The organism is Nocardiopsis sp. NPDC006139 (assembly GCF_040614155.1).
Lineage (GTDB): Bacteria > Actinomycetota > Actinomycetes > Streptosporangiales > Streptosporangiaceae > Nocardiopsis > Nocardiopsis changdeensis.
In genome coordinates this window covers 84,769-100,107 of the sequence record NZ_JBEXTT010000025.1, presented here as the reverse complement: position 1 = coordinate 100,107, position 15,339 = coordinate 84,769, and the positions used below count along the sequence as shown (strand labels likewise).

General features: G+C 73.3%; 13 protein-coding genes. 5 read left to right on the top strand and 8 right to left on the bottom strand.

The genetic code is table 11. The annotated features are described in order from the left end of the window. Positions 1 to 474: 474 nt before the first annotated feature. From ABZ249_RS27250 to acs, 7 genes are all read right to left on the bottom strand, one after another. Entirely contained in the window at positions 475 to 903 is a 429-nt protein-coding gene (locus ABZ249_RS27250; protein ID WP_355268497.1) for a VOC family protein, read from the bottom strand. A gap of 50 nt (positions 904 to 953) precedes the next feature. After that, positions 954 to 1,430, bottom strand: a complete 477-nt coding sequence (locus ABZ249_RS27245; RefSeq protein WP_355268494.1) for a histidine phosphatase family protein — start codon at positions 1,428 to 1,430, stop codon at positions 954 to 956. Positions 1,431 to 1,597: 167 nt separating this feature from the next. After that, positions 1,598 to 4,024 (bottom strand): sodium-translocating pyrophosphatase, encoded by a 2,427-nt coding sequence (locus ABZ249_RS27240; RefSeq protein WP_355268491.1) that lies wholly within the window; start codon positions 4,022 to 4,024, stop codon positions 1,598 to 1,600. Between the two features lie 398 nt (positions 4,025 to 4,422). Beyond that, positions 4,423 to 4,917 (bottom strand): DUF309 domain-containing protein, encoded by a 495-nt coding sequence (locus tag ABZ249_RS27235; protein WP_220564144.1) that lies wholly within the window; start codon positions 4,915 to 4,917, stop codon positions 4,423 to 4,425. Positions 4,918 to 4,925: 8 nt separating this feature from the next. Further along, positions 4,926 to 5,831, bottom strand: coding sequence for an alpha/beta hydrolase (locus ABZ249_RS27230; protein ID WP_355268487.1), 906 nt, complete (start codon positions 5,829 to 5,831; stop codon positions 4,926 to 4,928). A gap of 10 nt (positions 5,832 to 5,841) precedes the next feature. Next, entirely contained in the window at positions 5,842 to 6,327 is a 486-nt protein-coding gene (locus ABZ249_RS27225; RefSeq protein WP_220564142.1) for a phage holin family protein, read from the bottom strand. A 200-nt stretch (positions 6,328 to 6,527) separates the two neighbouring features. Next, positions 6,528 to 8,498 (bottom strand): acetate--CoA ligase, encoded by a 1,971-nt coding sequence (gene acs / locus ABZ249_RS27220; RefSeq protein ID WP_355268483.1) that lies wholly within the window; start codon positions 8,496 to 8,498, stop codon positions 6,528 to 6,530. Positions 8,499 to 8,711: 213 nt separating this feature from the next. Between acs and ABZ249_RS27215 the strand changes: the two genes are divergently transcribed. The 5 genes from ABZ249_RS27215 (at position 8,712) to ABZ249_RS27195 (ending at position 14,723) form a co-directional block, all read left to right on the top strand. Further along, positions 8,712 to 9,536 carry an oxidoreductase gene (locus ABZ249_RS27215; RefSeq protein ID WP_355268480.1) on the top strand — a complete coding sequence of 275 codons (825 nt, stop codon included), beginning with the start codon at positions 8,712 to 8,714 and terminating at the stop codon, positions 9,534 to 9,536. Positions 9,537 to 10,614: 1,078 nt separating this feature from the next. Continuing rightward, positions 10,615 to 11,703 carry a septum site-determining protein Ssd gene (ssd, locus tag ABZ249_RS27210; RefSeq protein ID WP_355268477.1) on the top strand — a complete coding sequence of 363 codons (1,089 nt, stop codon included), beginning with the start codon at positions 10,615 to 10,617 and terminating at the stop codon, positions 11,701 to 11,703. Positions 11,704 to 11,807: 104 nt separating this feature from the next. After that, positions 11,808 to 12,947 (top strand): TadA family conjugal transfer-associated ATPase, encoded by a 1,140-nt coding sequence (locus ABZ249_RS27205; protein ID WP_355268514.1) that lies wholly within the window; start codon positions 11,808 to 11,810, stop codon positions 12,945 to 12,947. 181 nt (positions 12,948 to 13,128) lie between these two features. Beyond that, positions 13,129 to 13,818 (top strand): type II secretion system F family protein, encoded by a 690-nt coding sequence (locus ABZ249_RS27200; protein WP_355268474.1) that lies wholly within the window; start codon positions 13,129 to 13,131, stop codon positions 13,816 to 13,818. 200 nt (positions 13,819 to 14,018) lie between these two features. Further along, complete coding sequence (locus tag ABZ249_RS27195) at positions 14,019 to 14,723, top strand: type II secretion system F family protein (protein ID WP_355268471.1); 705 nt, start codon at positions 14,019 to 14,021, stop codon at positions 14,721 to 14,723. A gap of 89 nt (positions 14,724 to 14,812) precedes the next feature. Here ABZ249_RS27195 and ABZ249_RS27190 read toward each other — a convergent pair whose 3' ends face one another. Next, positions 14,813 to 15,250 carry a hypothetical protein gene (locus tag ABZ249_RS27190; RefSeq protein ID WP_220564138.1) on the bottom strand — a complete coding sequence of 146 codons (438 nt, stop codon included), beginning with the start codon at positions 15,248 to 15,250 and terminating at the stop codon, positions 14,813 to 14,815. Positions 15,251 to 15,339: the final 89 nt, after the last annotated feature.

Here is a 15,339-nt window from a genome sequence, read left to right as displayed (position 1 = left end):
GTGGAAGGCGTCTGCGTTTCCGCTTTGTTGTGTCTTCACTTTATCAGTGTTCCCGTTCCCCGCCAAATCGGCGTTTTCCGGGTCCTTCTGATTTCGGTGAAGGCGTTGCTCCCGCTGTTTCCTTTGGGGGCACTCTCCGAGTTTACATGTCCGCAGCACTGCTTCGGACCGCTGAATTTCGGAGAGAAGAAGATCGACCGGCCCGCCCGCTTTCGCGTTCGGCTCGCTCGGTCGTACCCCTTCGGGTCTTGGACCCGTTGGAGGCGACTCGGAGAACACTACCCCTCGACCGCGAGCGAAGCAAACGTTCGTCGGCGTGTCCTGGGTCACAATCATCGGTCTCGGGGGCGCAGGCCCGGAGGCCGCTGGTGGTGGTGCTGCGGTTCGTCCCGAGGTGGAGGGGTTCACTCTGTGTCCCCTGATCGTCCGGGCCACCCCGGCGGGCCGGGGCGGCGTGGTCGGCCGGCCTTCGGATCAGGTGAGGCAGAACTCGTTGCCCTCGACGTCCTGCATCACGATGCAGGCGTCGTTGCCGTCGTACAGCGTCTCCACGTGTGCCCCGCCGAGTCGGACCAGGCGGGCGCACTCGGCTTCGAGGGCGGCGAGGCGTTCCTCGCCCGCGAGTTCGTAGGCGACCCGCACGTCGACGTGCACCCGGTTCTTGGCGGCCTTTCCCTCGGGAACGCGCTGGAAGTACAGGCGCGGGCCCTCCCCCGCGGGGTCGACGCAGGCGCACCATACGCCCTGTTCCTCGGGGGGCAGCGAGTTCCTGTAGTCCTCCCAGGTGGAGAACTCGCCCGGCAGCGGCGGCAGGACGTACCCCAGCACCTCGCACCAGAAGCGTGCGACACGCTCGGGCTCCGCGCAGTCGAAGGTGACCTGGATCTTCTTGATCGATGGCATGGGCGCACACTCTGACCTGCTGCTTCCCGCGGGCTCGCCTGCGGGGAGGTTCAGCCGAGGATGCGTCCGGACCCCGTGCCCGGGGCCGTGTAGAGCCACTCGACCTCCATGTCCACCGCGGAGACGGTGGCCGGCGAGTACGACACCAGGGCCTCGTTGCCCACGAACGTCGCCGCCAGCTGGGCGATGGTCGGGTTGTGGCCCACCACCAGGAGGGTGCGCACCCCTGGGTCGACATAGGTGATCAGCTCGACCAGGGAGTCGACGCCGGCGGTGTAGGCCGACTCCGAGTAGTCGATCTCCGGTGTGGTGCCAAGGGTCTCCAGAACTCCTTCGAGGGTCTGGCGGGTCCTCTTGGCCGCGGAGCAGATGACGTGGTCCGGGGTGTGCCCCGCCTCGGCGAGGAGGCGGCCCACGCGGCGGGCCTGGTCGTGGCCGCGGTCGGTGAGGGCGCGGTCGTAGTCGATGACCCCGTAGCCCGCCTCCGCCTTGGCGTGGCGGAGCAGGAGCAGCGTCCGGTCGGTCATGACGCGATCACCGTCGCGACGATGGAGAGCAGGACCATGAACCCCACCATCACCCCCACGATGACGAACAGACCCTTCATTCCCGACATGAGCCCCCCTGAGTACGTTCTTCGCTCCAGAGTAGGAGGGGCCGCCGGGTGCTCCCGGCGGCCCCTCGTCGTGCGTGCCTAGTTGGTGCGGGCCTCTTCCCTGCCGCCGGTCCCGGCGGCCTCGTCGGTGATGCCGCCGCCCCCGACGGCCGGGGAGCCGGCGGAGGGGGTCTCATCGTCGTCGCCGCTCTCGGGCGCGCCGTGGCCGAGCTCGGCCGGCTCGGTCTCGGTGCCCGAGCCGCGCTTCTTGGACCACAGGACCGCGCCGACGAGGATGGCGACCGCCACGACGGTGACGCCGACCCGCAGGACGGTGTTGTCCTGGAAGATGACGACGCTGGGCGCGACGATCAGCGCGACCAGGTTCATCACCTTCAGGAGCGGGTTGATGGCCGGGCCCGCGGTGTCCTTGAACGGGTCGCCGACGGTGTCGCCGATGACCGTGGCGGCGTGGGCCTCCGAGCCCTTGCCGCCGTGGTGGCCGTCCTCGACGAGCTTCTTCGCGTTGTCCCAGGCGCCGCCGGAGTTGGCGAGGAACACCGCCATGAGGACGCCCGCGGCGATGGCGCCGCCGAGGAACGCGCCCAGCGGGGCGTAGCCGAAGGCGAAGCCGACCGCGATCGGGGCCAGCACGGCGAGCAGGCCGGGGGTGATGAGCTCGCGCAGGGAGTCGCGGGTGCAGATGTCGACGACGCGCGCGTACTCGGGCTTCTCGGTGCCGTCCATGATCCCCGGGCGGGTGCGGAACTGCTCGCGCACCTCCAGGACGACGCGGCCGGCGGCGCGGCCGACCGCCATGATGGCCAGGCCGGAGAAGAAGAACACCACGCTGGCGCCGATGATGACGCCGACGAGGACGTCCGGGCTGTCCAGGGACAGCGAGAAGACCTCGTCGCCGCCGAGCTGCTCCTGGACGGAGGTGCGGAACGCTCCGAAGAGGGCGGTGGCGGCCAGGACCGCGGTGGCGATCGCGATGCCCTTGGTGATGGCCTTCGTGGTGTTGCCGACGGCGTCCAGGCTCGTGAGGATCTCGGCGCCCTTGCCCTCGACGTCGCCGGACATCTCGGCGATGCCCTGGGCGTTGTCGGAGACGGGGCCGAAGGTGTCCATCGCGACGATGATGCCGACGGTGGTGAGCAGGCCGGTCCCGGCGAGGGCGACGGCGAACAGGCTGAGGGTGATGGACCCGCCGCCCAGGAGGAACGCCGCGTACACCGCGCCCGCGATGAGCAGGGCGGAGTAGACCGCCGACTCCAGGCCGACGGAGATGCCGGACAGGATGACGGTGGCGGCGCCCGTCTCGGAGCTCTCGCCGATCTCGCGGACCGGCCGCCGGTCGGTCTCGGTGAAGTAGCCGGTGAGGAGCTGGATGGCGGCCGCGAGGACGAGGCCGATGAGGACCGCGGCGATCGCGATGACGCGCGGGTCGGCGTCGGTGTAGCCCGCCTCGGCGATCTCGTCGAGGACGCTCTGGCTCACGCCGGACAGCTCCTGGAAGCTGCCGGGCAGGTACCAGAAGGACGCGGCGACGACGAGCAGGGCGGAGATGCCGGCGGAGATGAAGAAACCGCGGTTGATCGCGGACATCGCCGTCTTGTCGCGCGCGGAGGGCGCGACGATGAAGATGCCGATGATGGCGGTGAGGACACCGATCATCGGGACCAGCAGGGGGAAGACGAGGCCCTCGACGCCGAACGCGACGCGGCCCAGGATGAGGGAGGCGACGAGGACGACGGCGTAGGACTCGAACAGGTCGGCGGCCATGCCCGCGCAGTCGCCCACGTTGTCGCCGACGTTGTCGGCGATGGTGGCGGCGTTGCGGGGGTCGTCCTCGGGGATGCCCTGCTCGACCTTGCCGACGAGGTCGGCGCCGACGTCGGCGGCCTTGGTGAAGATGCCGCCGCCGACGCGCATGAACATGGCCAGGAGCGCGGCGCCGAAGCCGAAGCCCTCCAGGACGATCGGGGCGTCGCCCCGGTACAGCAGGACGACGACGGCCGCGCCGAGCAGGCCCAGGCCGACGGTGATCATGCCGGCGACGCCGCCGGTGCGGAAGGCGATCCGCATGGCGGTGCGGCTGTCGGCGGCGGTGCCGCCGCGGGCGGCCGCCGCGACGCGGACGTTGCCCCTGACCGCGAGCCACATGCCGATGAAGCCGGTGGCGGCGGAGAGGAGGGCGCCGAGGGCGAAGAAGACGGACCGGCCGATGGAGATGGCCCACGAGTCGGCGGGGAGCAGGAGCAGCAGCAGGGGGATGACGACGACGAAGACCGCGAGGGTGCGGAACTGCCGTCGGAGGTACGCACCCGCTCCTTCCTGGACCGCGACGGCGATGTTGCGCATTCGCTCGGTGCCCTGTCCGGCGGCGAGGACTTCACGTACCAGCATCCCCGCGACGGCGAGCGCGAGGAGCGCGACCGCCATGACGATGATGACGAGTGTGAAGTCGATGCCTTGCAGTTCTAGGGCCGTGCCGCTTGGCGCGGCGAGGTTGAGCCCAGACAATCCGTCCTCCTTGCGACGGGCACGACCTTTTCTCCCCCGCGCACGCGAAGCGCGGGGAATCCCGCGCGGAACCGTGCCCGTACCGCCGTCCGGAAGGAGCCTTGAACTGGCCCGACGGCACGTGGTCCGGGGTCGAAGCGGTGCCACCTTCGGTTTGGTGCACACTGCCCGCGCCACGTGCTCACGGGCGGTGATCCGGAAATCCTACGCAGCCCGAAGAAAAAAGAAGAGAGCGGATTAGGGGTTTTTTCGAGAACGATCAAAGATGTGATCCATCGGTGATCTCGAAAAACGGATAAATGGATTTATCGGCGATATTCTTCTTGCATAACGACTTAATGCGGTGTTAACGTTAAAGTTCCCATAAGGGAATGAAACGGGAAGCCGCCCCAGGGGCCTCAGCGCAAACGCATCCGGGACGGGTCCACCCCGTCGCCCGGGCGGGCGCGGCCCGCTTCGAGGTCGTCGGCGAGGGAGCGGGCGAAGGCCGCCACCGCCGCGGTGTCCACACCGTGCGGGGCGTCCGGGCCGTACGGCTCCACCCGGTCGGCGCCGCGGCGCAGCAGGCGGGCGGCGCCCGTGAGGTTGCCGCGCTGGGCGTGGGTGACGCCCACGGCCGTCTGCGCCAGTCCGCGCCACAGTTCGCGTTCGGACTCGGGGGAGGACTTCCAGACGGCCTCGAGGACTTCGTGGGCGGTGAAAGCGTACCCCCGGTCGAGGAGGTCCTGGGCCGTTTCCAGCCCTTCCTCCGCCGAGAATTCGGCGTCGTCGGGCACCCGCTCCACCTCGCCCGCGCTGCCGTGCGGCATCGGCCGGCCGTAGCGGTCGCGGGGTCGCTGGTTCTGCGCGCGCCCGTCCGGGGCGCGGTCGCGGTCCGCGTTCACCGTGTCCACCTTCTTCCTCAGTCGTCACCGGGGAGGGAGTCGAGCCACCGGGTGAGCTCGTCCGAGACGGCGTCCGGGCGCTCCTCGTGGGGGAAGTGCCCGGCACCGGGGATCCCCCTCCAACGGTAGGCCCCCGTCACCGAGCGCTCCGAGGCGCGGGCCGTCTCCGGCGGGCAGACGGGGTCGAGGGAGCCGTGGACCTGGAGCACCGGGACGCGCACCGGCGTCCGCATCCGCGCGTGGTAACGCAGGCCGTCCGGGCGCAGCCGGGAGCGGGCGATCCAGCGGTGGTACTCCAGGGAGCAGTGGGACACCTTGGGGATGGAGAACGCGATCCGGTACATCTTCTCGGCCTCGGCGTCGGGCCAGCCCGGGCCGGACCACTCCCGCAGCAGGTCGCCGACCCTGGCGCAGCCGTCGGCGAGGAGCCGGTGCTCGGGCAGGATCGGCAGCTGGGCACGGAGCATGTGGCGGGCGCCCGGACCCGCGGAGAGCATCAGACGGGCCGCCCGGCCCGGGTGCGGGGACGCGACCGCCGCCAGGGCGCGCACGGTGCCCGGGTGGTAGGCGGTCATGGTCCAGCCGACCATGCCGCCGACGCCGTGGCCGACCACGACCGCCCGGCGCGCGCCCAGGGCCCGGACCAGTCCGGCGGCGTCCTGGGCGAGGGTCACCAGGTCGTACCCGCGGGGTGTCTTGTCGCTGCCGCCGTACCCCCGCAGGTCGACGGCGACCGCCCGGTAGCCCGCCCCCGCGACGGCGGTGAGCTGGTGCCGCCACGCCCACCAGAACTGGGGGAAGCCGTGCAGGAACAGCACCAGCGGCCCCTCCCCCAGCTCGGCGGCGTGGAAGCGGGCGCCCGCGGCCCCGACGGTCCGGTGGGCCCAGGGGCCCTCGACGTAGGCGGCCGAATCGTCCAGCACGGTGGGGCGTCTAGTTTCCGGTGGTGGCCGTGGCCCCGGCCCTGCCGGCGGCGGCGACCTCCGAGCCCGGCGGGGTGATCTCGCGGCGCAGGATGGCGCCCAGGCGGGAGGTGGTCAGGCGGGTCCGCTCCAGGCCGCGCATCCGGCGGAAGCTGACCAGGCCGAAGAGGGCGAACACGATCGCGACGAGCAGGTAGAAGCCGGTCACGATGGCGAAGGAGGCCCACCCCGGCAGGCCCGCCACCTCGTACAGGACGAAGGCGATGGTCACCGAGAGGAGGATGACGAAGATGTGCATGAGGACGGCGAACACCGCGAACCCCGCGATGCCCTTGCCGGCCTTCGCCGCCTCGAGCTTGGCCTCGGCCTTGGCGAGCTCCAGTTCGAGGCGCACCAGACGGGAGAAGTTCCCGGTGACGTCCGAGACGAGTTCACCGACGGAGCGGTCGGTGTCTCCGACGGCACCCGGCCCGCCGGTTCCCGGCTTGTCCACCATCGCGGGGTTTCCCTTCTGTCGGTCAGAACACGCGGACGATCCTCCGCATCCTCGCACATGGGCCGCCACCGGTGTCCCTCACGGCACGCACAACACGGGGCTCCGCCTTCGTCACGCGGGTGAGTATCCGTGCCCGGACGCGGAAACGACGGGGCGCCCCGGGCCGCGGGCCCGGGGCGCCCCGCACGCGGGTGCGCGTGTCAGTCGCCCTGCTTCACGGAGGGCAGCTGCTTGGCGATGACCTCCATGATCGAGGAGTCGGTGAGCGTGGAGGTGTCACCGACCTCGCGGTTCTCCGCGATGTCGCGCAGCAGGCGGCGCATGATCTTGCCCGAGCGGGTCTTGGGCAGCTCGGGCACGGCCAGCAGGCGGGCGGGCTTGGCGATCGGCCCGAGGGAGGCGCCGACGTGGTCGCGCAGGGCCTTGACCGTCTCCTCGGAGACCTCCTCGGCGCCGCTGCGCAGGATCACGAAGCCGACGATGGCCTGGCCGGTGACCTTGTCCGTGGCGCCGACGACGGCGGCCTCCGCCACGCTCGGGTGCGAGACCAGGGCGGACTCGACCTCGGTGGTGGAGATGTTGTGGCCGGAGACGAGCATGACGTCGTCGACGCGGCCGAGCAGCCACAGGTCGCCGTCCTCGTCCTTCTTGGCCCCGTCGCCCGGGAAGTACAGGCCCTCGAAGCGCGACCAGTAGGTGTCCTTGTAGCGCTCCGGGTCGCCCCAGATGCCGCGGAGCATGGACGGCCAGGGCTCGCGGATCACGATGAAGCCGCCCTCGCCGTCGGGGACCGGGTTGCCGTTCTCGTCCACGACGTCGGCGACGATGCCCGGCAGGGCGCGCATGGCCGCACCCGGCTTGCCCGAGGTGACGCCCGGCAGCGGGCTCACCATGATGGCGCCGGTCTCGGTCTGCCACCAGGTGTCCACGACCGGGGTCCGGTCGCCGCCGATGTGCTTGCGGTACCAGACGTAGGCCTCGGGGTTGATGGGCTCGCCCACCGAGCCGATGACGCGCAGGCTCGACAGGTCGAACCCTGCGGGGATGTCGTCGCCCCACTTCATGAAGGTGCGGATCGCCGTGGGGGCCATGTAGGCGATGGTGACCTTGTACTTCTCGATGATCTCCCAGAACCGGCCGCGGTGCGGGGTGTCCGGGGTGCCCTCGTAGAGGACGGTCGTCGCGGCGTTGGAGAGCGGGCCGTAGACGATGTAGGAGTGGCCGGTGACCCAGCCGATGTCGGCGGCGCACCAGTAGACGTCGGTCTCGGGCTTGAGGTCGAAGACCGCCCAGTGGGTGTAGGACGCCTGGGTGAGGTAGCCGCCGGTGGTGTGCAGGATGCCCTTGGGCTTGGCCGTGGTGCCGCTGGTGTACATGATGTACAGCGGGTTCTCGGCGTCGTGCGCCTCGGGGGTGTGCTCGGTGCTCTGGGAGTCGACGAGGTCGTGCCACCACACGTCGCGGTCGGTCCACTCGACGTCCTGGCCGGTGCGGCGGACGACGAGGACCTTCTCGACGGCCGGGCGGTCGGCCACCGCGGCGTCCACGGCGGGCTTGAGCGCGCTGGGCTTGCCGCGCCGGTAGCCGCCGTCGGCGGTGATGACGAGCTTGGCCTGGCTGTCGTCCAGGCGCTGGCCCAGGGCGTCGACGGAGAAGCCGCCGAAGACCACCATGTGGACGGCGCCGATGCGGGCGCAGGCCAGCATGGCGACGATCGTCTCGGGGATCATCGGCATGTAGATGGCGACCCGGTCGCCCCGCGTGACGCCCAGTTCGGTGAGGGCGTTGGCGGCCTGGGAGACCATGTCCTTCAGCTCGGCGTAGGTGATCGTGCGGGTGTCGCCCGGCTCGCCCTCCCAGTAGTAGGCGACGCGCTCGCCCAGGCCGTTGGCCACGTGGCGGTCCACGCAGTTGACGGAGGCGTTGAGCCTGCCGTTGACGAACCACTTGGCGAAGGGCGGCTGCCAGTCCAGGACGGTGTCCCAGGGCCGGTCCCACTGGAGCCTGCGGGCCTGCTCCTCCCAGAAACCGAGCCGGTCCCCGGCCGCCTCGTCGTAGGCGTCGGCCTTGACGTTGGCGTTCGCGGCCAGATCGGCCGGCGGGGGGAAGCTGCGTGTTTCATGGAGAAGGTTGGACAGTGTCTCCTGGCTCGGGGGAGTGCTGTCGGCCACTGTGATTCTCCTTACGTAGGCTGGTTCACACCAAATTAATCATGTGGTCTGGACCTGTGGAACAGGCAGGGTCGGTTCCAGCGCCGGGGGCGACCCGGCGCGCGACGAACGGCCGGTGAGCGGTCGCCGACGGGCGACGAACGGTCGCCGGCGCGGGAGCGGGGGGACGGACGACCGGCGGAGGGCACGCGGTGGCCGGTGTTACCGGCGCGTATGTTGGTTCCCGTGAGCGAAACGACTTCTGCCGCCCAGACCGACCCGCTGGCCAGGATCGCCGCACTGCCCGGTGTGGCCGAGGCCGTGGAGGAGACCCGGACCCTGGTGGACCGGCTGCTGGGTCACCGGATCCTGCGTCGGCGGAGCAGCGACGTGTCCATGGAGTCCTCGCTGCGCGGGGCGTGCGCGTCCGCCGCGCTGGAGGGCGCCGAGGTCTCGATGGACGAGATCCGCGCCGGGCACGTGTACGACACCCGGATCAAGGGCGCCCTGCGGGTGGGCGGCGAGCTGGGGACCCTGGTGGAGACCTGGCCCAAGGCGCCGCGGCAGGTGCTGGCCCGGCTGCACACGCTCGCCGCCGCGGACGCGGTGTCCGCCGACGCCCTGGGGCGGCCGCGCATGGCCGGCGAGCGGGTCGAGGACCCGCTGGAGCTGGGCGAGGCGCTCGCCCCCGAGGCCGCGCTCGCCCGTCTGGAGGGCCTGTACGCGCTGCTGGGCGCGCGCACCTCGGTGCCCGCGCTGGTGACGTCGGCCCTGGTGCACGGCGAGCTGATGGCGATCCGCCCGTTCGGGTGGGGCGACGGGATCGTGGCGCGGGCCGCCGAGCGGCTGACGCTGGTCGAGCGGGGGCTGGACCCCAAATCGCTGGTGCCGTCCGAGCTGGGCCACCGGACGCTGTCGGAGGAGTACGCCCCCGCGCTGCGCGGGTACATGTCCGGGACCGCCGAGGGCGTGGCCGGGTGGGTCGTGTACTGCTGCCGGGCGGTGCGGGCCGGGGCGCAGGATTCGCTGGCGACCTGCGAGGCGCTCAAGCGCGGCTGAGGGCCGGGCGTGTCGCGGTCCGGGGCGGGCCCCGGGCCGGGGCACGGCGAGGGCGGGCCGGGACGGCCCGGCGGGCGGCCCCGAGCCAGGGCGCGACGGGAGCGGGCCGGGACGGCCCGGCGGGCGGCCCCGAGCCAGGGCGCGACGGGAGCGGGCCGGGACGGCCCGGCGGGCGGCGGATCGGGGCGGCGCGGAGCGGTCCGTGAACGGAAACCGCGCTTGTTACTCGTCCATTTACCAACGGGTAGAGGCACGAACGATATCGGTTCGGTCACGCTTGTCCGTTACCCAATGTTTCGGGATTGCCCCGGCCTCTCGCCGAACACGGCGAACGGCGCCCCGCGGGGAATCCGCGAGGCGCCGTCTCCGACCGGCTGCACCGGGTTAACAAGCATCCATTCGTCTGTCCTGACCAGGCGCTTCATCGAGCGTCTCGGTCGAGGCGGGCCCTACGAGGCCTGCTGGTGCGTGGGTTCCCGGTTCACCTGTCGGGGTGGGTCTACGCCACCGATCCCTTTCTTTCTACGCCGGTCCCCGGGCTTCGAAAAGGTGGTTGGTCCAACTTTTCATCCTGGATTCCCGAACCGATACGCAGTGTCACGTGGTAGCGTCGGTTCCGTCGTTCCGACGGGAACCGGTTCACACCACTTCGGCAAAAGCCGTGGCGTGCGCGCATTTCGTGTGCGGCCCGGTGGGGCCGGATCCGGGCGGAACGCATGTCCCGACGCGCTTTTCGGTGGTCCGGGGGCTCCCCTCCCCTCGTCGACCCTTCCGAAGGGCGGGCCCGGCCCTCCCCCCAGGGTCGAGAGGGCGATCCACCCGCGCGCCCCCCTGACGCGGGACATCGCACGAGGCCCGTTCGCCGAGCCTGCCGGGTGGGATGTGCATCCGCCCCCGTGTGCGCATCCCGCCCGCAGGTCTTCGGAGGCGGCGTCCCGGCCCTGACCGGCGCCCCGCCGGACGGTGCGGCCCACGGCCCCGCCCCGGACGGGTTATCCACAGATCGACGGTCCGGCTTTCGCCGACCCCCGGGATCGGCGATGGTCGAAGGGTGCCCCTCCCCCTGCCCGGAGGCCCCATGGACGCCGTTCCCCTCATCGCCACCGCCGACACCGGACTGCTCGACGACCTGCTGCGGCTGTCGGCCGCCGCCTCGGTCCGGGTCAACACCGCCGACACCGTCGATCGCGCGCTGCTGTCGTGGCCGCGCTCGCCGCTGGTGGTGCTGGGCGCCGACCTGTACCCGGAGCTGCGTTCGGGTGAGCGGCCGCCGCACGCCCGGTTCGTCGTGGTGGCCCGCGGCGGCCCGGACGCGGGGCCCGGGCCGGGTCCCGGACACGGCGGGCCCAACGGTGCGGGCGGGGCGGGCGGCACCATGCTGCTGCCCCGGGACGAGATGCTGCTGACCGGCCTGATCTCCGCGAGCGGACAGCCCGGACGGCGGGCGCCGACCGTGGCCGTGATGGGCGGGCGCGGCGGGGCCGGGGCGAGCCTGCTCGCCGTCGCCCTGGCACTGGCCGGGGCGCGGGGCGGGCACGGCACCGCGCTGCTGGACGCCGACCCGCTGGGCTGCGGTCCCGACATCCTGCTCGGCTGCGAGCGCGACCCGGTGGACGGCAGGCTCGGCTGGGACGACCTGACGGACCGGCGCGGCCGGTTGCGCTGGTCGGACGTGGCAGCGCGGCTGCCCGGACCGGCCGGGATCTCGGTGCTCACCTGGGTGCACGGGCCGGACGCGCGCCGGGGTCCGCTGCCCGCTGCCGCCGCCCGGTCGATGCTGGAGTCGGCCCGGCAGGGGTGCGACCTGGTGGTCGTCGACCTCCCGCGGTCGTTCGGGGCCGCGGTCACGGCCTTCCTCAACCGCTCGGACCTGGTGCTGCTGGTCGTGCCCGCGCAGGTGGCCGCCGTGGTGTCGGCGTCGGCGATGGTGCCGCGGCTGCGGGCGGAGTCCCGGGAGGTGCGCGCCGTGGTGCGCGGGGCCTCGGGCGGGCTGACCGCCGACGTGGTGGCCCGGGGGCTGGGGCTGGCACTGGGAGCGGACCTGCCGCCGGAGCCGGGCCTGGAGCGTGCGCTGGCCGCCGGACGGCGGCCCGCGGACCACCCGCGTTCGCCGCTGGCCGGGTTCGCCGACCGGCTCGTCGCCGAACTGACGGGGGTGCCGCGGTGAGCGCGCTGACCGAGCGGGCGCTGCGGCGGCCGTCGGTGACCGGCTCCACCCTCCTCCGGGATGGGCCACCGCCCCGGCGCACCGGCGGCTCCGCCGGGCCCGACCTGGTGGAGGCGGTGCGCAACCGACTGGTGGCCTCGGGGGTGGTGGTCAGCCCCGGCAACGTGGCGGCGGCGCTGCGGGCGGAGGGCGGGGTGCTGGGCGACGCCGAGGTGCTGTCGCTGACCCGGCGGCTGGCCGCGGACCTGGCCGGTGCCGGGCCGCTGGAGGAGCTGATGACCTCCGGGGTCACGGACATCCTGGTCAACGGGCCGGACGAGGTGTGGGTGGATGACGGCGGCGGGCTGCGCCGGGTGGAGGTGCGGTTCGAGTCGGCGGAGGCGGTGCGGCGGCTGGCCCAGCGGCTCGCCGCCCAGGCCGGGCGGCGGCTGGACGCCGCGGTGCCCTATGTGGACGCGCGCCTTCCCAACGGAGCGCGGCTGCACGCGGTGCTGCCGCCCGTCTCCCCCACCGGTGCGTGCCTGTCGCTGCGGATGCCGCCCCGCCGGGTGTTCACCCTGGACCGGCTGGTGGACTGCGGGACGCTCACCCGGCGCGGGGCGGCGCTGCTGCGGGCGGTGGTGGACTCGCGGACGGCCTTCCTGGTGAGCGGTGGCACGGGGACGGGGAAGACCACCCTGCTGTCGACGCTGCTGTCCCTGGTGGACCCGGGCGAGCGGATCGTGCTGGCCGAGGACTCCCCCGAGCTGCGCCCCGACCATCCGCACGTGGTGCGCCTGCAGACCCGTCCCGCCAACATCGAGGGCAGCGGCGAGGTCACCCTGGAGGTGCTGGTCCGCCAGGCTCTCCGGATGCGCCCGGACCGGTTGGTGGTGGGCGAGGCGCGGGGGCCGGAGATCGTGTCCCTGCTGGGCGCGCTCAACACCGGCCACGAGGGTGGCGCGGGGACGCTCCACGCCAACGGCGCGGGGGACGTGCCGGCCCGGGTGGAGGCGCTGGGCTGCGCGGCCGGGCTCGGACGGGAGGCGGTGCACAGCCAGTTGGCGGCCACCGGGGTGCTGGTGGTGCACCTGGTGCGGGAGGCCGGGGTCCGGCGGCTGGCCGAGGTCCGAGTGCTGGACCACGACCGCCAGGGGCTGGTGCGTACGGTGCCCGCGGTGTCGTTCGCCGCGTGCGGGGCCCAGCGCGAGCACCCGGGGGTCGGCGTCCTCACCGCCCGTGTCGGCGACGGCTGGCGCCGATGAGCACCGGCGCGGGAGGCACCGCGTGGGAACCGGGGTGGCGGCGCCCGAGGGCTGCGCGCCGGCCGGGGCGGCGTGGCCGCGCCGGGCCGGGGCCCGGGAACCGCGGAACGACCGGGGTGCGCGGGGTCTTCGGAGAACACGGGTGTGCGGGGCGGGGACGAGGGACGTTCGGGGGCGTGGCGTGATCGGGGTGTGGGTGTGCGCGGTGGGGCTGGTGCTGTTGGGGGTGCTGGTCGACGCCGGGACGGGGCGGATCGGATGGCAGGTGCCGCGCGGTCCGGGGCCGGTGGGGGTGCTGGAACGCGTGCGGGCGTCGGTGCTGCGGCGGAGGACGGCGCCGGGCCGGGAGAAACGGCGCGGGGTGATCACCCTGTGCCGGGTGCTGGCCGCCGAGCTGCGGTCCGGGAGGCCGCCCGAGGACGCGCTGGGGGCGGCGCTCGCCGAGGCCGGGCCGGAGGTGGCCCGGGCGGTGGGAGACGGGTTCGGCACCCGGGCCCCGGTGCGGGCCGCCGAGGCGGATCCGGACCTGCGCGCCCTCGCCTACCTGGCCGTGTGCTGGGAGGTGGCCTCGGACACCGGTGCCGGGCTGGCCGATGTCGTGGACGCGCTCGCCGACGAGCTCACCGCGCAGGAGGAGGTGCGGGCCGAGATCTCGGCGCGCACCGGCGGCCCGAGGACCACGGCGATCGTGCTGGGCCTGCTCCCCGTGGTGGGGCTGCTGCTGTCGGCCGGGCTGGGGGGTTCGCCGCTGGTGTTCCTGTTCACGACCCCGCTGGGGCTGTTCTGCCTGGTGCTCGGTGTGCTGCTGAACCTCGCCGGGCTGTGGTGGATCTCGCGGCTGGTGCGCGCCGCCGTGGACCGGGAGGACTAGGCATGCCCGGCTGTCGGAACACGGCCGCCCTCCGCGGTGACCGCGCATGGGAGGGCCCGCAGCGGCCATCGTGAGGGGCGGTCCGATGCGGATCCCGCGCCCGCCGGGCGCACGCGCCGGACCGGCCGGGGGCGTCCGCCGGACAGGCTCGGGGCACCCGTGGCCAACGGATGGCAGGGACGGAAAAGTGAGGGGGGAGCGTGTTCACCGTCATCACCGTGGTGTGCGGGGCCGTGGGGGTGTGGATCGCGATGGGCGGCGGCCCCGGAATGCGGCTGCGGCCGCCAACGGAGGCGAAGCCCCGCCTCCCCGGTCGGCTGCTGGTCCTGACGGCGGCCGCGGCGGGTGCGGCGGCGGTGGCCGGGGCCCTGTTCGGGCCGCTCGGCGCGGCCGTGGTCGCGGCCTGCGGGGTCGGATGGTGGGTGCGCGCCCGGGGGAGAACGCGGGACGACCGGATCGTGCTCACCGGCGACGTCCCCGTGGTGATCGGGCTCATCGCCGCCGGGATGCGGGCCGGGGCGCCGTTGGTGTCCTGCCTCGCGGCCGTGGCGCGGGCCGCCCCCGGCAGGCTCGGGGCGGAGTTGGCGTCGGTGGCCGACCGGCTGCGTCTAGGGGCGGATCCGGCCTCCGCCTGGTCGGAGTCTGCCGGGGTGCTGCCCGAGCCGCTGGTGGCGGCCGGGCGCGACCTGGCCCGCGCCGCCGACACCGGGGCTCCGGTGGCCGACCTGCTCGACCGGCACGTGGCGGACCTGCACAGGAAGCTGCGCTCTCTGGCGTCGGCGCGGGTCGAACGCCTGGGGGTGCTCGTGGTGATGCCGCTGGCGCTGTGCTTCCTGCCGTCCTTCCTCCTGGTGGGGGTGGTCCCGATGGTGGTGGACCTGCTGTCGCGCGCGTTGGGCGGGTGATCCCGGCCGAGCCACCGGAGCGGGGGCCGCCGACACCGGGGCGTGGCGCGGGACAGGGGATCGGCGTCAGGCTGCCGAGAGGCGGCGGGTCAGGCCTCGTCCTCGCTCAGGCCGTCGATGATGTCGTCCAGCACCAGGGAGCGGTCCCGCATGGGCATCAGCCGCAACTCCTTGAGGGCGGGCAGGGTGTTCACCCGGGTGCCGCGCGGTCCCTCGACCGTGCACAGGCGCATGCAGTGCTGGGTGGGCGCGCGCCAGAAGTCGCGCTCGTCCACCGGGGCCAGGCGGTACACCGTGGCCGGGTAGCGGGGAGGTCGGCCCGGAGCCCGCCACTGCTGGACCCGGGCGAGCACGAACCCGCTGATCAGGGAGTCGAACACGCCCTCCTGGTCGAGGTCCGCCAGGGCCTCCCGGTCGCCCTCGGCCCGGCACTCGGCGCACCCCGCCAACTCCGCCCGCAGCAGCCACCGCGCCCGGGCATGGCCTACCTCGGTGTTCTTGAGTTTGCTCGGGTGTCGGTGTCCCATACATCGGAGGGTACGACCGTTACGGCCCCGCCGTGGCCGACCTGCGGCTTCCGGAACGCGGGAGGGCGCCCGAAGCCCACCCACCAGGG